Here is a 22,480-nt window from a genome sequence, read left to right as displayed (position 1 = left end):
GACGTCAGCCGGGGATCTCCTGGTACGCCTGGGATAGGCGCTGGACGCCGTCCCTGAGCTGCGCGCCTGTCGCGGCGCTGACGTAGCTCAGGCGCAGATAGGGCCCCGGAGCCTCGGCCGCGAAGTACATCCTGCCGGGGGTGACCGCTACTCCGGCGCGGAAAGCGGCGCTCGTCAGCGCTACTTCGTCGACGAAGCCGGGCAGCGGCTGCCACAGGTGGTAACCCCCGGTCGGGACCGGGACGGCGGTCCAGGTGGGCAGGAACTCCCGTAGTGCCGAGACGGCGACGTCGCGGCGTTCCCGCAACGAGGCCGCGAGGCTCCGCAGGTGGCGGCCCCAGGCGGGAGAACTCACCAGTTCTAGCGCGGTTTCCTGCAGCGGGCGCGGCACGAAGAAGCTCTCGACGGCGTGGAGCCCGCGCAGGCGTTCCAGCGCCGGGCCGCGCGCGGCCAGCGCGCTGATCCGCAGGCTCGGGGACGCCGGTTTCGTGAGCGAGCGGATGTGCACCACGACGCCGTCGGGGTCGTCGGCCACGAGCGGGGGCGGGGGAGCCGGGCTGCCGGGATGCGCCATCAGCCGGGCGAAATCGTCCTCGATGACGAAAGCGCCCGCGTCACGGGCGATCCGCAGGACCTCGGCCCGGCGTTCGGCGCACAGCACCGCGCCGGTCGGGTTCTGGAACGCGGGCTGGCAGACGAACAGCCGGGCGCCCGTGTCGCGGAAGGCGTCCGCGAGCAGTTCGGGCCGGACGCCGTCGCGGTCGATCGGCACCGGTACCGGCCGCAGCCCCGACGCCCGCGCGATGGCGAGCATCCCCGGGTACGTCGGGGATTCCACCAGGACAGGCGCGCCGGGCGCGCCGAGCGCGCGTAACGCCGTGGTCAGCGCGCTCTGCCCGCCCGAAGTGATCAGCACGTTCTCGACGTTCACCGGGCTGCCGATGTCGCGGGCGAACCAGGCCCGCAGTTCGGGCAGGCCGCAGATCGGCGGCCGTGTCCAGGCACCCGGGCGGCGTCCGGCGCGGGCCGACGCCGCCGCGAGTTCGCGTTCCGGCTGGAGGCTCGGATGCGTGTAGCCGCCGTTGAGGTCGATGACGCCCGACGGCGGGTCGCTCAGCGCGGTGAGCACGCCGCTCGCGTCGATCGCGCGGGCACCGGACTGGGAACTGAGCGCCACCTCCTGCCAGGACACGTCACCGGTCACCGCCACCTCACGGGGCGGCGCGGCGCGGAAGACGCCGGCGCCGGGGCGGGTGATCACCAAGCCTTCGGCGGCCAGCGCGGCGATGGCTCGCGACACCGTCACCGGGCTCACCTTCAGCTGCCGGACCAGCTCCCGGCTGGACGGGAGCTTTCCATCGACCGGATAGCGCTCCAGGTCGGACCTCAGCTGTGTGACCAGGCTGGTGACGCTGCTACCATCGGACATGAGACTGGATGATAGCGCTATCGCGGATCGGGCAGTAGCGGTCCGCTCCGGGACCACGCTGGCGGCGCTGGGTGTCCTCGCCTTCTCGTTCACGTTCCCCGCCACCGTGTGGGCGCTCAAGGGCTTCGACCCGTGGACCGCCACCGGGCTGCGCAGCGTCCTGGCCGCGCTGGTCGCCGGCACCTGTCTTCGAATCTTCCGGGTTCCGCTGCCGAGACGCGACCAGTGGCGGGGCCTGGCCGTGGTCTCCCTCGGCTGTGTCCTCGCGTTCCCGATCCTCACCACGCTCGCGCTGACGACGTCGTCGACCGCGCATTCCGCGGTGGTGATCGGGCTGCTGCCGCTGGCCACCGCCGTGATCTCGTCGAAGCTGACCGGGCACCGGCCGTCCCGCCGCTTCTGGCTCGCCGCGGCGGTCGGCGCGAGCGCGGTCGTCGTGTTCACCGTCGCGCAGAGCGGCGGCGGACTGTCCACAGCGGACCTGTTCCTGTTCGGCGCGCTCGTGCTGTGCGCGTTCGGGTACGCCGAGGGCGGCAGGCTGGCCAGGGAAATGGCGGGCTGGCACGTGATCGCGTGGGCACTGGTGCTGGCATTGCCGGTCACCGGGGCGTTCGCCGTCTTCGGTCTCGCGACCGAACCGCTGCACGTCACCGGCGAGGGGATCGTCGGCCTGCTGTACGTCGCGCTCGTCTCGCAGTTCGGCGGGTTTTTCGCCTGGTACCGCGGAATGGCCGAGATCGGGGTGGCGCGGGCGAGCCAGCTGCAGCTCGCCCAGCCGCTGCTGACCCTGGTCTGGGCGGTCCTGCTGCTCGGCGAGCACCTTCCGGCCGCCGCGCCGGTGACCGCGCTGATCGTCGTCGCCTGCATCGTCGTGACCCAACGGTCCCGCACCTAGATCGACGTCGCGATTCCGCCAGACCGCGGTGCCCGCGTGGTGATGGGCTGAAGCACATGACCGCTTCGACCCTCGACACCTCCGCGCGGACCCCGCTGAAGGGATGGCTCGCCGTCCTCGCGGTGACACTGGGAATCTTTTCCCTCGTCACCACGGAGATCCTGCCGATCGGCCTCCTGACCCCGATCGGCGAGGACTTCCGGATCACGTCGGGGACGGCGGGCCTGACCATGACCCTGCCCGGTTTCCTCGCCGCGCTCGCGGCCCCGGCCGTCACCGTCGCCGCCGGGCGGCTCGACCGCCGGATCCTGCTGTGCGCGCTGATGGTGGTCCTGGCCTTCGCCGACGTCCTCGCGGCGACCGCGCAGGCCTACTGGGCGATGCTCGTCTCGCGCGTCCTGGTCGGGCTGGTGATCGGCGCCTTCTGGGCGATCGGCTCCGGGCTCGCCGAACGGCTCGTCGGCCCTGGGCGCGCGGGCAGGGCGACCGCGGTGATCTTCTCCGCCGTCCCGCTCGGCTCGGTTCTCGGCGTTCCGGCGGGAACGTTCCTCGGTGAGCTTTTCGGCTGGCGAGCCGCTTTCGCGGTGATGGCGGTCTTCACGATCGGCGTCCTCGCCGCGCTGGCGCTGGCGTTACCTCCACTGCCGTCCGCGGCCGCGACCCGGCTCGGCGTCGTGCGCGGGATGACCCGCGAGCGGGCGACCCGCCTCGGCCTGCTCGTCACGGTGCTGATCGTGCTGGCCCACTTCGGGACCTACACCTACGTCACGCCGCTCCTGCGCCAGGTGACACAGGTGAGCCCCGAGCTGGTCACCGTCTTCCTGTTCGTCTACGGCACCGCCGGGATCGCCGGCAATTTCGTGGCTGGCGCGGCGATCGCCCGCGACCTCCGGCTGACCTTCCTCGCCGCGGCGGGCTCGATCGGCGTCGTGGCACTCACGTTGCCGTTCTTCGGCGACACGAAAGCGGGGGCGCTCGCGCTGCTGGTGCTCTGGGGTTTCGCCTACGGTGCTGTGCCGGTCTGCTCGGGAACGTGGTTCGCGAGGGCGGCGCCGCACGCGCCCGAAGCGGCGTCGGTGCTGTTCACCTCGTCGTTCCAAGCGACCCTTTCAGCGGGCGCGCTGCTCGGCGGGCTGGTCGTCGACGCGGTCTCCGTCCCGGCCGTGATGGTCACCGGAGGCGTGGTCGCGCTGCTCGCGGCCGTCGTCCTCAGCCGAGCACGGTCAGTGTGACCAGCGCGGTGGTCCCGACCAGCAGGGTGGAGAGCAGGCCGAGCAGCAGGGCGCGGCCCCCGGTGCAGACGAGTTTGCCGATCCGCACCGCGCAGCCCAGGCCGAACAGCGCCCCGGCCAGCAGCAGGGTGCAGGCGACCTTGGCGACGTCGAGCACGACCCCCGGCACGATCCCGGTGCTGCGCAGGGCGGCCATCGCCAGGAAACCGAGGACGAACAGCGGGACCAGCGGCGGCCGCTTGCCGTCGACGGGCCGATGCCGCTCGTGCACGCCGACCGCGGCGACCATCGGGGCCAGCAGGACCACCCGGCTGAGCTTGATCACGATGGCGACCGCGATGGCGGCGCTTCCGGCGGGGGTGGCCGCGGCGACGACCTGCGCGACTTCGTGCACGCTGAGGCCCGCCCACTCGCCGATCCTGGCCGCGTCGAGCCGCAGCCAGCCGCCGATCAGCGGGACCGCGGCGATGGCGAGCCCGCCGTAGAAGGTGACCAGGGCGACCGCGGTCGCGACGTCCGAGTCCTCGCGTTTCACGACGCCTTCCATGGCGGCGATGGCGGACGCGCCGCAGATCGAGAACCCGGTCGCGACCAGGATCCCCAGGCCGCGGGGCACGCCGAGGAGCCTGCCGAGACCGATCGTGCCGAGGAACGTGATCCCGACGGTGAGCACGACGGCGACCAGGGTCCCGGGGCCCAGCGCCAGGACGGCCGGGAGCGAGAGTTGCAGACCGAGCAGCACGACACCGGCGCGAAGCAGCTTCTTGGTGATCCCGGCGATGGCCTTCCTGGTCCCGTCGGACAGCGAAGGCAGCGATCCGGTGACGATGCCGAGCACGACGGCGATGGTGAGCGCGCTGATGACCGGGAAAGCGGTGCCGACCAGGTACGCGGCGGCCACTCCGGCGCCGGTGATCGCGAAGGCGGTCAGGTAGGGCTTCGTCGGTCTCGCGTGCGTGGTGCTCATGGTTCGAGCCTCGCCCGGACGGGGCGACCTCGGTAGCGGGGAATACCAGGGGTAGGTCATACACTTGGGCTATGACCACACCCGATCTGGACTCCCTGCGCCTGCTGGTGCTCGTGGACGAGCTCGGCAGTATCGGGCAGGCCGCGGCCAGTCTCGGGATCGCGCAGCCGTCGGCCAGCAAACGACTGTCCACAGTAGAGCGAAGGCTGGGATTGGTGCTGGTCGACCGCACGCGCCGCGGTTCCGCGCTCACTCCCGACGGCCGGATCATCGCGGGCTGGGCGCAGCGCGTGCTGTCCGAACTCGACGGCCTCCTCGACGGCGCCGAAGCGCTGCGCACCCAGCACGAGGCGCATCTGCGGGTCGCCGCGAGCATGACACTGGCCGAGTATCTGGTGCCGGGCTGGATCGGCGAGCTCAAACGCGGCGACCCCGGGCTGTATCTCGGGCTGGAGGTCACCAACTCCGACCAGGCCGCCGAACTGGCGCGGGAGGGCAAGGTCGACCTCGGCTTCGTCGAGTCGCCCGGTTCGCTGCCCGGCCTTTCGTCCCGGCGGGTGGCCACCGATCACCTGGTCCTCGTCGTGCCCCCGAATCATCCGTGGGCGCGCAAACGCCGTCCCGTGACCGCGGCCGAGCTGGCGATCACGCCGCTCGTGGTCCGCGAACCGGGTTCCGGCACCAGGGAGACCGTGGACGCCGCGTTGCGCAAGGCCGGGGTCGGTCCGGCGAAACCGTTGCTGGAACTGGGCTCCGCCTCCGCGGTCGGCAACGCCGTGATCGCGGGTGCCGGTCCGGCGGTGATCAGTGAACTCGCCATCGTCCGGGACGTCGCCGAAGGCAGGCTCGTCCCGGTCCCGGTGGACGGCGTCGACTTCGGCCGGGAGCTGCGCGCGGTGTGGCCCGCCGGGCGGCGGCTCGCGGGTCCGGCCGCGGAACTGCTGAGCATCGCGGTCCGGAATGCGAAATCCCGCTGAGTCCTTTCATGTTCTCCCGGTTCGGAAATAGGTGCGGACCATTGTTTCCCGATGGTCCGATGAATGTGGAATGGCGGACTCCGGTCCGCGTTCCGCCATTCGGTTCCTGTGTCCGGAAACGGTACTGCCGAGTATTGACCTGGCGTCGCCTCTGCGTTTAAGTACGCTCGGTAATCAATTCACTCTTCCGTGTTTCGGAGGCTTCCCGTGGGAAAGGCCGTCAGTGTCCTTCGCCTGTCCGCACCGACCGTCGCCGAGATGGGTTGCCTGCTCGACCGCGACGACCTGCCGCGCACCGGCGACCTCGGCCGCGGCCGGATCCGGCTCGGCCTCGTCGACCCGACGCCCAAACGACTGAACCTGGCCAGGAAAGTGGTCGCGAAGGGCAGATCGTGGCGCGGCCGCAACGACCTCTGGTTCGTTCCGGAACCGCTGCTCGGCGCGGGTGGCGGCGAACTCGCCTTCGTCTTCCCCGGGCCGGAGAACGCCTGCGAGACGCAGGCCGACGACGTCCGGCTGGGCAGGCTGTCCGACACGGCCTTGCGCCGTCTGCGCGTGACCCCGGACGCGCTCGCCGGGCACGGCCTGGGGGAGTGGACCGCCATGGCCATCGCCGGGATCCACGCCGACACCGAGGTGGACGCGTTCCGGGCGGGTTTCGATCCGGACGCGCTCAAGGTGCCGGGGCTGGCCTTCGCGGTGATCGGCGCGGCGGCGTACATGGTCGCCGAAGTCCTCAAAGGACAGTCGGAAGTGATTCTCTCCCAAGATAACGCGCCGCACCAGACGATGATCTGCGGGCCCGCGGAAGCCGTCGACGGCTTCGTGCGCGGATTCCGCGCCGACGGGGTGATCTCTCAAGTGCTGCCGGCCCGGCCCGCGTTCCACACCCCGATGCTCGCACCGTATCTCGGCCCGATCCGCGAGGCCGCCGAGCGCCATCCTCCGCGGCCGGCGAAACTCCCGGTCTGGTCGGCCACGACGGGCAGGCCCTACCCGGCGGCGGCCGGGAACGTGCGTGACCTGTTCGTGCGGCATCTGCTGGAGCCGGTGCGGTTCCGCGGCCTCGTCGAAAACATGTACGCGGCCGGGTTCCGCGCGTTCGTGCAGATGGGCGCCGGCCAGCTCGGCTCGCTGATCGGGAACACCCTGCACGACCGTGAGCACCTCGTCGTCGCCACTCATCCGGCGCATCGGCCGGGTCTCCCGTGGCTACTGCGAGTCGCCACGGCCTTGTGGGCGGACGGGGCCGATCCGGCGTTCGGGCACCTGCCGGGACAAGCCCTTCAGCCTCTTAAAAATCCCACGTGTAGGGGCTCTCCTGGAGGGGTACCAGCCTTCAGAAGGTGCGTCCTCGTGCTGGGAGTCGTCATGACCGCGGTGAAGACATCGTCCCGACCGGAGGCCGTCCGTTTCGGCGGACGGCGACGGGCGCCCAAGGGCAGCGTGTTCCTCAACATCGTCCGCACCACCGACCACAAGACGATCGGCGTGCTCTACCTGAGCACCTCGTTCGGGTTCTTCCTCGTCGGCGGGTTCATGGCGCTGCTGATGCGCGGCGAACTGGGCAGGCCGGGGATGCAGTTCCTTTCGCAGGAGCAGTACAACCAGCTGTTCACCATGCACGGCCTGATCATGCTGCTGCTGTACGCGACACCGAACCTCTTCGCGTTCGCCAACTACATCCTGCCGCTGCAGATCGGGTCACCGGACGTCGCCTTCCCGAGGCTGAACGCGTTCTCCTACTGGCTGTATCTCTTCGGCGGGTTGATGACGCTCAGCGCGTTCCTCACGCCTAGCGGGGCGCCCGACTTCGGGTGGACGATGTACACGCCGCTGTCCAATGCCGCGCACACCCCGGGCGTCGGCGCCGATCTGGTGATCATGGGCCTGATCGTCTCCGGGCTCGGGACGATCCTGGGCGCGGTCAACATGGTCACCACGATCCTCTGCCTGCGCGCGCCCGGGATGACGATGTGGCGGCTGCCGCTGTTCACCTGGAACATCCTGTTCACCACGATCCTGATCCTGGCGGTCTTCCCGATCCTCACCGCGGCCCTGTTCGGGCTGATGGCCGACCGGCGGCTGGGCGCGCACGTCTTCGATCCGGCCAACGGCGGGGCGATCCTGTTCCAGCACCTGTTCTGGTTCTTCGGCCATCCCGAGGTGTACATCGTCGCGTTGCCGTACTTCGGCATCATCACCGAGATCGTCCCGGTGTTCAGCCGGAAACCGCTCTTCGGCTACAAGCTCATGGTGTTCGCGACGATCGCGATCACCGCCCTGTCCTTCGCCGTGTGGGCGCACCACATGTTCGCCACCGGCGCGGTGCTGCTGCCGTTCTTCTCCATCATGACCTTCCTCATCGCGGTGCCGACCGGGATCAAGTTCTTCAACTGGATCGGCACCATGTGGAAGGGACAGCTCACCTTCGAGTCACCGATGCTGTGGTCGATCGGGTTCATGGTGACGTTCCTGCTCGGCGGGCTGACCGGGATCATCCTCGCCGCGCCGCCGCTGGACTTCCACATCCACGACACCTATTTCGTGGTGGCGCATTTCCATTACGTGCTGTTCGGCACCATCGTGTTCGCCACGTTCGCCGGGATCTACTTCTGGTTCCCCAAGATGACCGGGCGGATGCTCGACGAGCGGCTCGCGAAACTCCATTTCTGGACCACGTTCATCGGCTTCCACGCGACGTTCCTCGTCCAGCACTGGCTCGGCAACGAAGGAATGCCGCGCCGCTACGCCGACTACCTGAGCACCGACGGTTTCACGCTGCTGCACACCATTTCCACGATCGGCGCCTTCCTGCTCGGCGCTTCGGTGCTGCCGTTCCTGTGGAACGTCGTCCGCAGCTACCGGTTCGGGGAGGTAGTCGAAGTGGACGATCCGTGGGGACACGGGAATTCCCTGGAATGGGCGACGACCTGTCCGCCGCCCCGGCACAACTTCTTCGATCTCCCGAGGATCCGGTCCGAACGCCCGGCGTTCGAACTCCACTACCCCCACATGATCCCCAGGTTGCGCGCCGAGGGACACACGACCCCGTTCCAGAGTCGCGACCAGGCCACCCCGTCCGAAGTGGTGGCGGACAAGGCATTGAAGGACGACACCGCCTGAGGCGAGGAAATGAGGTACCGCGCATGATCCCCATGGACGTCGAAGGGATGGCAGTCCTGGCTCCGGAAGCGGCACCGGTGATGTTGCTGCGGGAGCGGGAGGGCGAACGCCGCTGGCTGGCGATCACGATCGGCGGCCCCGAGGCGAGCGCGGTGGCGCTCGCGCAGGAGCGGATCCGGCTGCCGCGGCCGGGCACGATCGAGCTGATCGGCCAGGTGGTCGAGTCGTTCGGGCACCGGGTCACCGGGGTCCAGGTCACCGCGTTGCGGGACGGCATCTTCTTCGCCGACCTGGTACTCGATTCCGGCATCCGCGTCTCGGCGCGGCCGAGCGACGCGGTCGCGATCGGGTTGCGCGCCGGGGTCGGGATCGAGGTGGCCGACGCGGTGCTGGAGGTCGCTTCCGTGCGGGTCGAGATCATGGGCTCCGGACCCGACGCGGAACTGCCGTCGGTGCCGCCGGATCCGGTGGCGCAGGAACGGGAGGTCGAGGAGTTCCGGGCGGCGCTGGACAAGATCGCGCCGGAGGACTTCGGCGGCCCGCCGCCCGATCCGCCCTCTGACCGCTGACCCGTGCAATGAAGGGGCCTTTCATAGCAAATTTTGCTATGAAAGGCCCCTTCATTGCGGTTAAGTACTACTGCTTCGCCAGGCCCTGCTCGATCGCCTCGATGATGCGCGGCCGCATCTCGGCGGCGCTGATGATCGCGTCCACCGAACCGACCTTCACCGCGCGCTCGATGCTGTGCACGCTGTCGAACTCGGCCGCGACCGCGCCCAGCTTCTCGGCGCGCACCGACGACTGGACCTCGGCCAGTTCCGCCGCGAGCGCGGCGCGCTCGGCACCGGTCGCCCCGCTGACCTTCTCCGTCAGCGACCGCACCCGCTGATCCGCCGCCGTCCGCGCGTTGACCTCACCCGCGAACACGACCGCCGCGGCCGGCGCGCCGCCGAGCACCGACGCGAACGAGCCTTCCAGCGCCAGCACCGTCATGTTCGGGTTCAGCGCCTTCGAGAAGACCACGAACGCGCCGCCGTGGTACCGCGAGATCACGGTGAACACGATCGGGCCCTCGAAGTTGACGATCGCCCGGCCGATCTCCGCGCCGTACTCCAGCTGGAGTTTCCGCATCGACTCCGGCGAGCCGTCGAAGCCGGACAGGTTCGCCAGCACCACCAGCGGCCGGTTGCCGCTGGCCGCGTTGATCGCCCGCGCCGCCTTCTTCGACGACCGCGGGAACAGCGTGCCCGCGGTGTAGGTGTCCGGGCCGTCGGTGGGCGGGAAGCCGCGGCGCGGCACCGAACGCGACTCGATCCCGAGCAGGCAGACCGGCCGCCCGCCGAGGTGCACGTCCTGCACGGCTGCGGTCTCCGCGTCCGCCATGCCCGGCCAGCGCTCCAGCACCGGGTGGTCCTGGTCCGACAGGGCGCGCATCACGGTGCGGATGTCGAACGGCTTCTTGCGGTCGGGGTTGGCCTCCCGCGAGAAGATCTGGCCCACCGTGGTGAAGTCGCTGTCGACGGCCGCGTGCGGGAACGACGAGATGTCCCGGTCGATCGGGTCGTTCGTGACCGCCTTGCGGGGGCCGGGCTCGCCCGGCACCACGTAGGTGTGGTCGTAGTGCGACATCAGGACGTCACGCGCCGCGGCGAGGTTCGGCGCCCAGTACTGCGCCTGGCCGTTCGGGCCCATCACGCGGTCGTAGCCGCCGATGCCGAAGTTGTCCTCCGCCGAGACGCCACCGGAGAAGTCGAGCGACTGCTTGCCGGTCAGCACCATCGCGGAATCCGGCGTCATCACCAGGATTCCCTTGGTGTGCATGAGCATCGTCGCTTCGGCGTTCCAGTACGGCTGGGCGCCGACGTTGATCCCGGCGACAACGATGTTGATCTCGCCGCCGTTCTGGGTGAAGTGCACGATCCGCTTGAGGGCGGCCGCGACCCAGTCCATGTTCTCGGTGCCGGACTCCATCGAAATCCGGGCGCCTGCCGAGAGCGCGTACCACTCCAGCGGGACCCGCAGCCGCTCGGCGAGGTCCAGCGCCGCGATCACCCGCGAGCACTCGGGCTCCGACAGCGCGCCGAGCGCCTTCGTCGGGTCACCGAGCAGGACCACGCGCTTGACGCCCTCCGGGTACCGCTCGGTCGGTGTGGTGACCACACCGGCGACGATCGCCGCCTTGTTGCGGCCCTTCTTCCGGTCGACCGGGACGAGGGTGTTCGTGTCGTCCATGTCGTACTCGGCGAACGAACCGAGCATCTCGGTCAGCTCGTACGGGTACACGGTGTCGCGGCGACGGGCGCGCAGGACGTTCTGGCGGTAGTCGTCGAGCGGCAGGATCGGCTCGGTGGTGGGCTCGGACAGCGACATCTGCACGCCGCCGCTGACGTCGTAGCCGATCCGCACGGCGACCTCTTTGACGTCGCCGGTCGCGCGGTCGCGCTGCCTGCCGAGGAACTGGACCTCTTCGAGACCCGCGCCGGCCGTCGACGGCTGCACGCGTTGCGCGACCGTGTTCAGCTCCTCACCGGTGAGCTCACTGGTCGGCCACACGTACAGCATGATCCTGTTGGTGTCGAAACGCTTCTTCGGCGGAAGCTTCGCCTGCACCTCGCGGATCGCGTCGAGACAGCCCGCCAGCGTTCCTTCGACCGCCGGCAGGGCCAGCAGCTTGCCGTCGTTGTCCCGCAACGGGGTCAGGTCACGGACCTGGGCGAGCGCGACCAGCCGCTGATCCGACGGGTTCATCGGCGAGACGCACTTGAACAGGTAGACGTCCTCGTCGCCCGACGGCAACCGGGTGAGGTCGAAGTTCGCCAGCCGCTGCAACTGCATCCGCTGGGCGATCAGCGGATGCAGACCGCGGATCAGCCGCTCCTCGCTGAACCCGGTCGAAGACGGGCGGAAGGTGAAGTGGTGGTGCATCACCGCGCCGCCGTGCCCGGCGACGGTGGTCGTGATCCGCCGGACGCGGCTCGGCAGCGACTCGGCCGTGAGAACCTCGCGCAGCCCGGCCGCCATCGTGTCGTCGTCGGCGGACTCGTCGTCCCAGGTGAGGTAGAGGTCCGCCTCGACGTCGGTGTCGGCGGGCAGCTTCGCGGCGAGATCGGCGACCGCCTTGACCGCGCCGGGCAGACCGGCGCGGTCGACGGCGGTGGTGACCATGTGGAACCGCTCGTTCGCGTCGGCGTAGTCGCCGGTGACGAAGGTGCAGCCGCCGACGGTCACCTGCTGGACACCGGTGAGCGCGCGGTTGCCGTAGTAGCGACGGCTCAGCACTTCCAGCAGCGGGCTGTGATCGGTGCCGGGGCGGCCGATCCGCTGGCCGAGCAGGCGGACCAGCGGCTGCGCGCTGGCCAGCATGCTCGCGATCCGCTCGGCGCGGTCCGGCGAATCCGGGTGAAGGTCGAGGTGCCGCAGGTGTTTGCGGACCTCGCTGTACGCCTCGGCGCGGGTGCGGCGGAGCAGCGGCTGGGCGAACCAGCGGAACACCACGCTGCGCGCCAGGTCGCCGACCACCGGGAAACGGAGCTGCGTGGCGGCGATGAGCGCCTCCAGCGCCTTGCCCGCCGGCTCACGCATGGACTCGAACGGCTGCGGCTCGGTGAGCCACTGCCGCAGCAGCGCGGTGACGACCGCGACGTCGGACGAGGTCCGCTGCTGGGCGAGGAAGATGCGGAAGACCGCCTCTTCCAGCTCCGGCGTGCGCTCCAGGTCCTGGATGCCGTAGTGCGCCAGCACCTTCTTCAGCTTGTTCTGGAACGACTCCGACAGTCCGGCGCGTTCGACGTCGAGGCTCTGCAGGTAGGTGTGGAAGAACTCGCGGGAGCTGTGCACCCGGGTGTCCGTCTTGGCGTCCTCGCGGGCCGGCTTGTTGCGCATCAGCTCGGAGAGGTCGGCGAACACGGTCAGCAGCTCGACCTCGCCCTCCAGCGGGCGATCGCCGTTGCCCTCCAGTTCGTCGCGGGCGGCGAGGTACGCGCTGAGCGTGCGGCGCTCGTCGTGCGGGTCCACGTCGAAGCCCAGCAGGAGACTGCGCAGATCCTGCTGTCCCCGCGTGATCCGCTGCGAGGCCGACGTCCCGTCCGGTTCGGCGGGCAGCTCGATCTCGACACTGCCCTTGTCCTCGGCGACCTCGGCGCCTTCCTCCGCCAGCGGCTCGAGCCGCAGCAGGGGAGCGCCGGTCTCGACCTGGCTGCCGACCGAGACGACGCACTCACGCAGCTTCGCGCGGAACGGCGCGCGAAGCACCGTCTCCATCTTCATGCTTTCCAGCACCAGCACGGGCGCGCCCGCCTCGACCTCCGCGCCGACCTCCAGCGGGGTCGCGACGACGAGCGCGGGCGCGGGCGAGCGGACGACGCCGCCCTCGTCCCGGCTGACCCGGTGGGTGACGCCGTCGACCTCGATCAGGTGGATCGGTCCGTGCGTGCCGGTGACCAGGCGGAACCGGGTGCCGTTGACGGTGATCTGGCCGGTGTGCTCGTCGAACCGGTCGACCTCGACGTCGGCGGGGTGGATGTCGCCGCCCGCCGAGACCCCGACGCGGAACCGGCGGTGGCCGATCCGGGCGACGCTCACGCGGTACGCGGCGCCGCGCAGTTTGAGGTCGAGCGGACGGCCGCTCTCGTGCTGGACCTGCGGGCGGCCACCGTGCGCGGTGGAGAGAAGCCGTTGGCGTTCAACGGCTTCCTCGTCTTCGTACGCCTCGATCGCGGCGGCCGCGAGCGCGATCGCCGAGTGGCGGTGGGTGACGAGCTTGCCTTCGCCGCGGACGCGGTCGATCCAGCCGGTGTCGGCGCTGCCGTCGATCACCTCGGGCTGGTCGAGCAGGTCGAGGACGAAGCTCTTGTTGGTCGCGCCGCCCTCGATGATGACCGTGGTCTGGGCCATCGCGCGGCGCAGACGGCCGAGCGCCTCGTCACGGTCGCGGCCGTAGGCGATGATCTTCGCGATCATCGAGTCGAAGTCGGCCGGGATCGTGTCGCCTTCGCTGACCCCGGTGTCGACCCGGATACCGGGACCGGCGGGCAGGTCCAGGCGCGCGATGCGGCCGGGCGACGGGGCGAAGTCGCGGTCCGGGTCCTCGGCGTTGAGCCGCGCCTCGACGGCGTGACCGAATTCGGCGGGCTGGACACCTTCGAGCTTGCCACCGGAAGCGACGTGCAGCTGGGCCTTGACCAGGTCCATGCCGGTGGTCAGCTCGGTGATCGGGTGCTCGACCTGCAGGCGGGTGTTGACCTCGAGGAACGCGAACAGCTTGTCGCCGGGGTGGTAAAGGAACTCGACCGTGCCGGCGCCGCGGTAGCCGACCGCGAGCGCGAGCCGCTCGGCGGACCGCTTGAGCTCGTCGGCCTGCTCGGGGGCCAGCACCGGGGAGGCGGACTCCTCGATGATCTTCTGGTTGCGGCGCTGCACCGAACAGTCGCGGACGCCGAGCGCCCACGCGGTGCCCTGGCCGTCGGCGATGACCTGGACCTCGACGTGCCGGGCGCCGGTGACCAGGCGCTCCAGGAAGACGACGCCGCTGCCGAAGGCGCGCTCGGCCTCCAGGCTGGTGCGCTCGTAGGCGTCCTCGAGTTCGTCGGCGGAGGTGATGACGCGGATACCGCGGCCGCCACCGCCCGCGGTCGCCTTGAGCATCAGCGGGTAGCCGATCTCGTCGGCGGCCTTGATGGCGGCGTCGAGGTCCGCGACGGCGCCGCGGCTCCACGGAGCGACCGGGACGCCGACCTCTTCGGCGATCAGCTTCGCGCCGATCTTGTCGCCGAGCTTGCGCATGGCGTCCGCGCTCGGCCCGATGAAGGTGACGCCCAGCCGCTCACACAGCTCGGCGAAGGCCGGATCCTCGGCCACGAAACCCCAGCCGACCCAGGCCGCGTCGGCCCCGGTCTCGGTCAGTGCCCGCTCCAGCACGGCGAAATCCAGATACGGACGCGCCGACGCGGGGCCGAGGTTGTAGCTGATGTCGGCTTCCCGCACGAACGTCGCCGACCGGTCCGCGTCCGTGAAGAGCGCGACGGTCTCGATCCGCCGTCCGGTCTCCGCCGAAAGCTCGCGGACGGCGTGGATGAGCCGCATCGCGGCTTCTCCGCGGTTGACGATGGCGACACGACTGAACACCGACTGAGCCTCCCAAGTGCGCGACACCGCCCCGCCGGATCACGCGCGGGACAGTCTTCTGTACCTGTCTAACAGCCTGCCTCTTACCGGCCGGTACGAGAATGTCGTCGGTGGCGCATGCCGGGGGCCGGGTGTTGTAGGAACCCGCCAAAAAGTGTCCTGGAACACCTAGTAGAGGGCCCGGATGACGTGATGAAGTGGACAACTGGGCGTTCGGCTTGGTAGCCGGGTCCGCGAGGTGTCATCCGGTGTTCACGCCGGTTTCATCGAGGCGGCTGGGCTTGTTTCCGGCTGGGGTGACGGGGGTGGCCGTTTTTCGGCGACGGCCGGGAGTGGGGTGCTCGGGGACAGTGCGTCGCCAGGCGGTGGTGAGCTGCTTTGCGCCCTCGATCGAGCTGTGGCCGTTTTTCGGCGACGTGGCCAGGGGGGTCGTGATTCTCCTGCCGCTGCATCGCGGCGCAGGGGGCGTGGTCGTTTTTCGGCGACGGATGGGACCGGTGGCGGGCGCTCGGGGCTGGGGCCAGCGGCATCGGCGGGCGTAGTCACGAAGTGTGAGATGTCATTGCTTAGGGCTCCGCGGTGACCCCGTAGCCGAATTTCGGCAACGACTGGGCTGGTCTCCGCGACGGCATCACCCGTTGCCGTTTTTCGGCAACGGCTGGGATCGGTGCCGGGCGCTCGGCCAGGGCGGACGTTGCGGTATCGGTAGCCACGAACTGCGAGGGTCCTCGTAGCCGAATTCCGGCGACGACTCAGAACGGTGGCGGTTCCTCGGCGCGGGGTTCGTGCAGGGGCGGTGGCGAGCTGTCGTAGCTCCGCCCTGTAGGGGTGGTGATGGTGAGGGTGCCGTCGGTGGCCAGCCGATAGATCCAGCCGGGTTCGTCTTTCAAGCGATGGTCGCGGCGGCACAGATCGACGAGTTCGGTGTTGGCGGTGTGGCCGCCGTGCTGCCAGGGCAGGGAGTGGTCGAGGTCACAGGCTTGGGCAACCCGGTGGCAGCCGGGTCTTCGGCATTCCCGGTCCCGGACCCGCACGAACTCGCCCAGTCCGGCGGTGGGCCGGTAGCGGTCGCGGCCGAGGTCGAGGACTTGTCCGGAGAGTGGGTCGGTGATGATCCGCCGCAACACCGTGTCCGGCCCGGACGCGATCTGCCGGGCCAATGACGCCGGAATGTGCCCGTGCCCGGCCAGTTCGGCGGGATCCTCGTTGATCCCGAGGTAGGTATTCAAATCCATGTACAGGAACACTTCGGATCGTTCGGTCTTGCCGCCTTGGCCGCCCAGCAGGAGGTCGAGGGCGATGTCGGCGCGCAGCTGATCCAGGGTGCGGGTCTCGTCGCCGGTCTTGAGGGCGCGTGCTTCGCGGTCGATCCGGGTGTAGGCGGCGGCGACTTTCTCGGCGGGGCCGTCTTCGACCTCGATCGAGGCGACCCCGGTCTCGCCGTGGCGGAGCGACAACCTGCGCCCGCCACGGTGCCGTTCCGCCCGTCGAGCAGCACCCTCCCGGTCGGCCATCACCGCCGCGTGATTCGCCGCCTTCCGGATCTGCTCCGAATTCCTGCCCGGCAGGCGGTCTTCCAGGACCGCGTCTACCGCGCGGGCATCCTCGTCCGACAACCACGCCGTCGCGGTGGCGACCTTCATCGCCCCGTAGCCACCTACCTCGCCGCGGTCCAGCAGCCCGAGTGTCCGGGGCAGGCGGGTGGTCAACGCCGCCGCCGTCGACACCAGATCGGCCGCGTGGCCGTCCACAACAGACAATGCGAACGCGACCTCCTGCACCACACTCGACGCCCCGCCACGGTGCCGGTTCAGTTGTGCCAACGCGCGGAACCGGACCGCCTCCAACCGTGCGATCCCCTCCGACGCTGCGACAGCGGCGTCGACAGCATCACCGTCGCCCAACGAATCCAGCCCGGCATTGACCTCCTTCAGTGCATCAGAAGCAGTGATTTCCTTGAGTAGCGCCACAGTGGCGTTGCGTGTGTCCACACACAGAAGCTACAACCGACCACCGACAGTTTCCGGCGCCGAGACAGTTTCCCTTACGCGGCAACACGTCGATCAGTAGTAGTGCCGCATCTCACCCCACAGTGAAGACCAAGGACGGGAAGTCCCCGCGCACAAGGAAATCCGCACCCCCTGCTCCTCGTTCTCCACTCCGAGACCATTGTCGTGCACGGCCGCCTCGTGGCAGTCGGTGAACCACGCCGGAAGGTACGGCCCCACGACGACCACCGGGCCGACAGCGTCAGCAGGAGGCGGGCCCCAGTCCGCATAGGACATATGCCCCGAGTACACCGCGGGAAGCCCGTAGTGCTCCAAAGCCCCCGCCTGTCCGTAGTTCCGCGTGAAGATCACCGCGGTCGAGCGCTGCTCCGCCGGGATCCGCTCCCAAACCCGGGTGACCGTTGAGGTCAGCTCCGGCCATCCCGCCTGTTCGCCTTGCTCCTTGTTCACGGCCAGAACGGGCGCCAGCGCGGACGGCGGCAGCAAGGGCAGTCCGACGACGAGTGACATGGCCGCGCCCACGAAAGCCAGTGCGGCAGCGAGAGTGCGGCGCCAAGCGCGGTCGAGCCAGCGCAGGCACGGTTCGGCGCCGGCGGCCGCGAGCAGCAACAGGAATGGCGCCGAGTAGTACGGTTTTCCGCCCAGCGCCAGCAAGATCACGCACAGCACCGGATACGCCGGCGCCAATGAACGGGCCCAGCGCAGCTCAGGATCACGCCACAGTCTGAGGCCGCCGGCGATCCAGACCGGCACGGCCACGGGGGAGAGATAGAGCAACTGCATCGGCACGAACAGGATCCGGTTCTCCGCGCCGTCGTCCTCGCTGATGCCGGAAGCCACGGTCAGCAAAGGGAAGTCGTGCGCCGCCTGCCAGATCAATGCCGGCGCGGCCAAGACGAGTGCGAGCAGGACACCGGCGGGGAGCCAGCCGGTGCGGAACACCGTCCGCGGGCCGACGGCGAGTACCGCCAGACCGATCGAGGCGACCATCAGCAGGACGAGCCACTTGCCCTCCAGTCCGATGCCGACGACGGCGCCGATCGCGAGCCACCACCGTCCGTCGCCGGTGCGGAACAGGCGCAGGATCACCAGGCCCAGCGCGCTCCAGACCAGCATGTCGACGGTGGCCGTCGACAGCATGTGCCCGTCGACCACGACGAACGCCGCCAGCGCGGTGATCGCGGCGGTGAGGACCTGTGCGCCGCGGCCGCCGCCGAATTCGCGGGCGACCAGTGCCAGCAGGATCACCGTCGCGGCGGCGCACGACGTCGCGGCCACGCGCAGACCGGCGGGAGTGGCGCCGAAGACGTCGGTGGAGATCCTCGCGAGCAAGGGAGTCAGCGGCGGCTGATCGACATAACCCCAGTCGAGCCGTTTCCCCGAGGCGAGGAAGTACAGCTCGTCCCGATGGAAGCCATACCGGCCGGACAGGAGTGTCAGCACCAGGATCTGGATCGCGACCACCAGACCGACCGGACCCCGAGCGAATCGCTCCATCGCGCCTCCCCAGACGAGGGGAGCCTACTGCGCGGGCGGTGCCAGTTCGACCCTGTTGCGGCCGCCTTGTTTCGCGCGGTAGAGCGCCATGTCGGTGGCGACGAGAAGGTCGTCGACGCTGGTGATGTTGGCCGCCGGGTACAGCGCCCCGCCGATCGACACCGTCAGATCCGTGAGCACGGTGTCGCGATCGGGCAGCGCGACCGACACCACCGCCACCTGGTGCCGGATCCGTTCGGCCACCTGGCGCAGCGTCTCCTCGCCGTGGATGTCCGGGACGACGATCGCGAACTCCTCGCCGCCCCACCGCCCGCAGACGTCCTGCTCCCGGATCTCGGCGCGCAACGCGTCGCCGACCGCGCGCAGGACGAGGTCGCCGTTGGGATGGCCGTAGGTGTCGTTGATCGTCTTGAAATTGTCGAGGTCGAGGAACAGCACGCCGAGTTTGCGTCCGGCGCGTGTCCGGCCCAGTTGCTCTTCGGCCAGCTGACGCCAGCGGCGTTTCGTGACGAGACCGGTGGTGGCGTCGGTGTGCGCGTCGCGCCGGTACTGCGTCAGCAACAGCCCGCGGTGCAGCGCGACCAGCGCGATGACGACCCCGATCAGCACCAGCGGGTTGGCCTGCGCGAGGACGACGGCCGTCACGAGACCGAGGCCGAGCGCGCCCGCCTCGAGGATCTGGTCGCCGAACCCCGAGAACAATTCACTGATCGACTTCGGCGGCGACGAGAGCGCGATCGCGATCATCACCAGCGCGGTGTTGATCGCCCACCGCAAGGCCGCGGCGATGATGATGACGGCGAGGTCGCCGAGCCCGGTGAGCAGCCCGGAGTCGGGCGGGCCGGGGTAGTGGCGCATGCCGAGGCTGAGGACGACGACGGCGGCCTGCGTGCCGCAGAGCACCGTCGCGGCGGAGAAGATCCACCGATGGGGGAGAACCGGCCGTTGGTGTGGCCAGATCCGCAGCCATGCGATGGTGTAGGTCACCACGACCATCGCGGCGGCGAGCACCGGCGGCAGCGCGATGACGGCGGCGACGCTCCACACCGCCTTGGTGTCGACGTAGGCGACCGACGGGGCCCTGTCGTACTCCCGTTGGCGTTCGATCTGCCGGGTGCCCTCGATCGCGATGGCCGCGCACAGCGTCAAGACGCCGAACCGGACCAGGTCGGTACCGGTCACCGGGATCAGCCGGGCCGTGGCGGCTGTCGAGAGGACGGCGATGAGATTCACGACCAGGACGTAGGAACGCACAGGTCGCGGCAGGCTCCACAGATGCCAGGCCCTGAGCCGCCGCCGCGCGCCGCCGAGTCGTCCGTCCACGCACCCTCTTCCGTCGGTGATCTACACCGTAATCGAACCGGGACGGCGACGACCGCGTTGTCTCCGACGATAAGACACGCGGCCGCGAATTCCCCCGGACAGCCCAACCGAAACGAGGGAGGTGCACCGATGCAGGACAACAACTGGTGAGTGTTTTGCCGGATAAAGCGCTATTTCGAAGGAGGTGAACCCCATGCGTGACAACAACTGGACGACCCGTCGTGACAACAACTGGACGTGATGTGTCAGGAACCGTGCTCGCCACCGGGTGTCGTCCCGCCGACCGGCCCCACGGGATCTCCGGATTCCTCTGGGCCGCGGCGGGACGACACCGCCCGTGACCAGCCTGCCCCGGCGACAGCGGCGACCACCACTCCCGCGACCGCCGCGACGGTGACCACGGTGGTCGGCGCGACGACCTGGGCCAGCAGCCCGGCCACCGCGATCCCAGCCGCCTGAGCCGCCCGCAACGCCGCGATCGCGACCCCGATCACCTGACCACGATGGGCAGGCGGCGCGGCGAGGCTGTACTGCGTCTGCGTGATCATGTCGTGCGCGGAGAACACCCCCGAGATCGTCCACAGCACGACGATCGTCACCAGGCCCGGAGCCCAGCCGGTCGGGATCAGCATCAGACTGCTCGCCACCGCCAGCGTGCCCAGCACCCGGACCTGCCGTTCGCGCGGGACGCGGCTCAGCAGGATGCCGCCGAGCACCGAACCGACCGGGTTCGCGGCCAGCAGCCACGGCAACGCGCCCGCACCGCCCAGTTCGGCGGCGACCGGGACGGCGAGGCCCTCCGGTACGACGTAGAAGCCGCAGCAGCAGGCGATGAGCAGCAGCCAGCGCAGCTTGCGGTCGCGCGCCACCAGACGGCAGCCCGCGATCAGGGACGGACGTTCGTGGTGGGCGGGTGCCGAGGGCGGGAATCGTTCGAGCCCGAAGCGGAGCATGAGCGCAGACAAGGCGAACGTTCCCGCGTCGATCAGCAACGCGCCCGGCACACCCAGGCCGGTGACGACGGCGGCGCCCGCGCCGAAGCCCACCACGAGCCCGGCCTGGTACGTGGACGAGATGACGGCCTGGCCGACGACCAGCCGGTCCGGGTCGAGCAGATCCGGCAGCATCGCCTGCCTGGCCGCGTGGAACGGCCCGGCCATGAGCTGCACGAGGAACAACAGCGCGGCCGCGACAGGCAACGGGAGCCCGGGCACCGCCATCAGTGCGATCAGGACGGCGCGGCCGACATCGGTCACCACCATCACCGTGCGGCGCGAGAACCGGTCCGCGATACCGCCCAGCGCGCCGCCGAGGAGATCGGGGACGAAGGTCAGCGCGTACGCCGCCGAGGCCCACCCGGCCGACGACGTCCGGTCGAACACCAGCACCGTGAGCGCGACCCTGGCCAGCTGGTCTCCGGCGACCGAGAGCAGATGCGCCAGCCAGATCCGGCGGAAGCCGGCGACCGCGAAGACACTGCGGAACGACGCCGCTCGGGCTGGCATGCGCTTCAGGCTGTCGTGAATCGGCCACTCGGCGCAACCCTCCGGAAAATTCCGCCCGCCGTGTCGAACCGGCGAGGGCTCGTTCGACGTGTCAGTAAGAGAAGGAACGGAGAATCCGATGTCGCACTCACTGGGCCCGCTGGCGAACAACCTCGCCGCCTACGCCATCTACTCGACCGCGCAGACCGAGATGCGTCACGCCTACAAGCTGATCGACGCGGGCGACTACCTCGGCGCCGCCGCGGAGATCGATTCCGCCGCCCGCGCCGCCGAAGTGCTCGCCCGCGCCACCTCCGATCTGGACGCCGAGCGCTCGGAACGCTGGCTCAGAGTCGTCGCCGCCCGGAAGCGGTTCGCCGACCAGGCCCGGGCGCGGGCCTCGGACACCGCACTGGCCGTCGCCGCTTAACGGAAAGCACGTCGATAAGTGCCGGGGCTGACGCCCGTCGTGCGCTTGAACCGGTCGCGGAACGAGGTGGGCGAGCCGAAACCGACTTCGGCGCCGATCCGTTCGACGGCGTGCTGAGTGGTCTCCAGCAGATGTTGCGCCTGCCGGACACGCGCCCGGTGCAGCCATTGCAGCGGCGTCGTCCCGGTCTGCTCGCGGAAGTGCCGGATCAGCGTGCGCGTGCTCATCCCGGCGCGCGTGGCGATGTCGGCCAGGGTGAGATCGCGCGCGAGATTCTCCTGCATCCAGAGCAGGGTGGGTTCCAGCGCCCCGCCGCGGGGAGCGGGCGGATGCCGCAACGCGATGAACTGCGCCTGGCCGCCCTCGCGTTCCAGCGCCATGACCGAAAGTCGGGCGGCGTCGGCCGCGATCGCGGAGCCGTGGTCGCGCCGGATCAGATGCAGGCACAGGTCCAGGCCGGCGGCGGCGCCCGCGGACGTCAGGATCTGCCCGTTGTCGACATAGAGCACGTCCGGGTCGACATCGATCTCCGGATACGCCGCGGCCAGCGCCTCGGCGGCGACCCAGTGCGTGGTGGCGCGAAGGCCGTCGAGCAGGCCCGCGGCGGCGAGAACGAAGGTGCCGGAACAGATCGAGGCGATCCGCGTACCCCTAGCGGCGGCCGACGTGAGCGCGTCGCGGACGGTTTCCGGCAAGGGGCCGGCCGGATCCGCGGCGCCGGGGACGATGATCGTGTCTGCCTCGCGCAGTGCCTCCAGCCCCCACGGCGCGCGCAGGGTGAAGTGCCCGGCGTCGACGTCCGGGTGTTCCGCGCAGACGAGCAGCCGGTAGCCGGCGCCGCCGTCGGCGAGCCGGGTCCGGGTGAAGACCTCGATCGGCGTCGAGAGGTCGAACGGGATCACCTTGTCCAGCGCCAGGACGGCGACGGTGTGCATGACCGCACCGTACCGGCCCGATGGCGAGATCCCGTTGGAAGGCGTCGTTCACG

The 22,480-nt window shown here is 70.0% G+C and carries 14 protein-coding genes and 1 pseudogene; 7 read left to right on the top strand and 8 right to left on the bottom strand.

Annotated elements, in window-relative coordinates:
• Positions 1-4: 4 nt before the first annotated feature.
• Positions 5-1,429: a PLP-dependent aminotransferase family protein gene (locus tag DMH01_RS07930; RefSeq protein ID WP_125674709.1), complete on the bottom strand. Its 1,425-nt coding sequence runs from the start codon at positions 1,427-1,429 to the stop codon at positions 5-7.
• Between DMH01_RS07930 and DMH01_RS07925 the strand changes: the two genes are divergently transcribed.
• Positions 1,428-2,324 carry a DMT family transporter gene (locus DMH01_RS07925; protein ID WP_125674708.1) on the top strand — a complete coding sequence of 299 codons (897 nt, stop codon included), beginning with the start codon at positions 1,428-1,430 and terminating at the stop codon, positions 2,322-2,324. The genes DMH01_RS07930 and DMH01_RS07925 overlap by 2 nt on opposite strands.
• Positions 2,325-2,380: 56 nt before the next feature.
• Entirely contained in the window at positions 2,381-3,556 is a 1,176-nt protein-coding gene (locus DMH01_RS07920; RefSeq protein WP_125674706.1) for an MFS transporter, read from the top strand.
• Here the strand turns inward: DMH01_RS07920 and DMH01_RS07915 are convergent.
• The gene (locus DMH01_RS07915) at positions 3,534-4,523 is read right to left on the bottom strand and encodes a YeiH family protein (RefSeq protein ID WP_125674704.1); all 990 of its coding nucleotides are present in this window, start codon (positions 4,521-4,523) and stop codon (positions 3,534-3,536) included. The two genes, DMH01_RS07920 and DMH01_RS07915, sit on opposite strands and share 23 nt — an antisense overlap.
• A gap of 71 nt (positions 4,524-4,594) precedes the next feature.
• Here DMH01_RS07915 and DMH01_RS07910 point away from each other — a divergent pair, with 71 nt between their 5' ends.
• From DMH01_RS07910 to DMH01_RS07900, 4 genes and pseudogenes are all read left to right on the top strand, one after another.
• On the top strand, positions 4,595-5,500 hold the full coding sequence (locus DMH01_RS07910; protein WP_125674702.1) for a LysR family transcriptional regulator: 906 nt from the start codon (positions 4,595-4,597) through the stop codon (positions 5,498-5,500).
• Between the two features lie 258 nt (positions 5,501-5,758).
• Positions 5,759-6,601 (top strand): annotated as a pseudogene (locus tag DMH01_RS43515) (acyltransferase domain-containing protein); the annotation flags it as partial.
• A 270-nt stretch (positions 6,602-6,871) separates the two neighbouring features.
• Positions 6,872-8,626, top strand: coding sequence for a cytochrome c oxidase subunit I (gene ctaD, locus DMH01_RS43200; RefSeq protein ID WP_233621501.1), 1,755 nt, complete (start codon positions 6,872-6,874; stop codon positions 8,624-8,626).
• Positions 8,627-8,649: 23 nt separating this feature from the next.
• On the top strand, positions 8,650-9,195 hold the full coding sequence (locus DMH01_RS07900; protein ID WP_125674698.1) for a bifunctional nuclease family protein: 546 nt from the start codon (positions 8,650-8,652) through the stop codon (positions 9,193-9,195).
• A gap of 67 nt (positions 9,196-9,262) precedes the next feature.
• Here the strand turns inward: DMH01_RS07900 and DMH01_RS07895 are convergent, their stop codons facing one another.
• The 5 genes from DMH01_RS07895 to DMH01_RS07875 all read right to left on the bottom strand — a co-directional run bounded on the left by DMH01_RS07895 (position 9,263) and on the right by DMH01_RS07875 (position 21,083).
• The gene (locus DMH01_RS07895) at positions 9,263-14,749 is read right to left on the bottom strand and encodes a carboxyl transferase domain-containing protein (RefSeq protein ID WP_125674696.1); all 5,487 of its coding nucleotides are present in this window, start codon (positions 14,747-14,749) and stop codon (positions 9,263-9,265) included.
• Between the two features lie 752 nt (positions 14,750-15,501).
• Positions 15,502-16,740: an HNH endonuclease signature motif containing protein gene (locus tag DMH01_RS07890; RefSeq protein WP_233621444.1), complete on the bottom strand. Its 1,239-nt coding sequence runs from the start codon at positions 16,738-16,740 to the stop codon at positions 15,502-15,504.
• A gap of 72 nt (positions 16,741-16,812) precedes the next feature.
• Positions 16,813-18,255: a glycosyltransferase family 39 protein gene (locus tag DMH01_RS07885; RefSeq protein WP_125674694.1), complete on the bottom strand. Its 1,443-nt coding sequence runs from the start codon at positions 18,253-18,255 to the stop codon at positions 16,813-16,815.
• A 24-nt stretch (positions 18,256-18,279) separates the two neighbouring features.
• Positions 18,280-19,578 (bottom strand): diguanylate cyclase, encoded by a 1,299-nt coding sequence (locus tag DMH01_RS07880; RefSeq protein WP_370323355.1) that lies wholly within the window; start codon positions 19,576-19,578, stop codon positions 18,280-18,282.
• A gap of 245 nt (positions 19,579-19,823) precedes the next feature.
• Positions 19,824-21,083 (bottom strand): MFS transporter, encoded by a 1,260-nt coding sequence (locus tag DMH01_RS07875; RefSeq protein ID WP_125674692.1) that lies wholly within the window; start codon positions 21,081-21,083, stop codon positions 19,824-19,826.
• 118 nt (positions 21,084-21,201) lie between these two features.
• Between DMH01_RS07875 and DMH01_RS07870 the strand changes: the two genes are divergently transcribed.
• Complete coding sequence (locus tag DMH01_RS07870) at positions 21,202-21,492, top strand: hypothetical protein (RefSeq protein WP_125674690.1); 291 nt, start codon at positions 21,202-21,204, stop codon at positions 21,490-21,492.
• Here the strand turns inward: DMH01_RS07870 and DMH01_RS07865 are convergent.
• Positions 21,489-22,427: a GlxA family transcriptional regulator gene (locus tag DMH01_RS07865; RefSeq protein WP_125674688.1), complete on the bottom strand. Its 939-nt coding sequence runs from the start codon at positions 22,425-22,427 to the stop codon at positions 21,489-21,491. The genes DMH01_RS07870 and DMH01_RS07865 overlap by 4 nt on opposite strands.
• Positions 22,428-22,480 lie beyond the last annotated feature (53 nt).

This window comes from Amycolatopsis sp. WAC 04182 (genome assembly GCF_003947465.1).
Taxonomy (GTDB): domain Bacteria; phylum Actinomycetota; class Actinomycetes; order Mycobacteriales; family Pseudonocardiaceae; genus Amycolatopsis.
The sequence above is the reverse complement of the archived record's forward strand: the minus strand, read 5'-3'. Positions and strand labels throughout refer to the sequence as shown.